Origin of the sequence: Aliivibrio sp. SR45-2 (genome assembly GCF_963890165.1) — a bacterium.
Taxonomy (GTDB): Bacteria; Pseudomonadota; Gammaproteobacteria; order Enterobacterales; family Vibrionaceae; genus Aliivibrio; species Aliivibrio salmonicida.
The window spans coordinates 1-316 of sequence record NZ_CAWPRC010000106.1 but is presented as its reverse complement, the minus strand read 5'-3'; the positions used below and the strand labels follow the sequence as shown (position 1 = coordinate 316).

The 316-nt window shown below is 32.9% G+C and carries 1 rRNA gene; it reads right to left on the bottom strand.

What is annotated here, in order from left to right:
- Positions 1-236: 236 nt before the first annotated feature.
- Positions 237-316, bottom strand: a 16S ribosomal RNA gene (locus tag AACV33_RS04725); the annotation flags it as partial.

The window sequence follows — 316 nt, the reverse complement described above, 5'->3', positions numbered from 1 at the left end:
CACTTGAATGTGTTTTTAATTTGTTTATCTAAAGATAAACAAAAGATATTAAGAACTTTTAAATTTTGATTTGAATAACTCGTAAGTTATTTAAATCAGTCAGCTTTCCAAATTGTTAAAGAGCTTAAAGCAAAAAGCTTTAATCAATAATCGAAATCATTAATTAAAGCTCTGTCACTTCAACTTATTAAAACCTAATCAATCTGTGTGAACACTCATAAATCGCAATCTATCGTTAAGGAGGTGATCCAGCCCCAGGTTCCCCTAGGGCTACCTTGTTACGACTTCACCCCAGTCATGAACCACAAAGTGGTGA